The sequence below is a fragment of the Acidovorax sp. KPB24-07 genome (assembly GCF_057543315.1).
The window spans coordinates 1-632 of the sequence record NZ_BAAJYS010000907.1 but is presented as its reverse complement, the minus strand read 5'-3'; the positions used below and the strand labels follow the sequence as shown (position 1 = coordinate 632).

The following is a 632-nucleotide window of genomic DNA, read 5'->3' as shown; positions in this document are numbered from 1 at the left end:
GAACCCGCACCCGCGGGCGTCCCGGCTGCCAGCGCATCCACGCCCACGCCTACCGCCCGCCTGCCCGAGGTGACCGTCACCGGCAACCCGCTGGGCGCCGCCACCGTGATCGCGCCGGCCGCGCAGCTGTCGGGCGATGCGCTCACCCTGCGCACCCAGTCCACCCTGGGCGAGACGCTGGACGGCCTGCCGGGCGTGAGCAGCACCTACTTCGGCCCCAATGCCAGCCGCCCCATCATCCGCGGGCTGGACGGCGACCGCATCCGCATCCTGCAAAACAGCGGCGCCACGCTGGACGCCTCGGCCCTGAGCTTCGACCATGCCGTGCCCACCGAGGCGCTGGTGACCGAGCGCATCGAGGTCCTGCGCGGCCCGGCGGCGCTGCTGTACGGCGGCAGCGCCGTGGGCGGCGTGGTCAACGTGATCGACAACCGCATTCCCCGCGAGCCCATCAACGGCGTGGCCGGCAAGGCCGAGGCGGCGGCCGCCACGGGCAACGGCGAGCGCTCGGGCGGCGCGATGGTGGAGGGCGGCAACGACCGCTATGCGCTGCACGTGGACGTGTTCGACCGCGACACCGACGACGTGCGCGCCCCGGCCGACCTGGCCTGCGAAAAGCCCGGCTCGCCGGG

The 632-nt window shown here is 74.8% G+C and carries 1 protein-coding gene; it reads left to right on the top strand.

Features of this window, described 5'->3' with window-relative positions:
- On the top strand, window positions 1-632 hold a 632-nt coding region (locus tag AC27IQ_RS26605), incomplete at both ends, for a TonB-dependent receptor plug domain-containing protein (protein ID WP_487091472.1).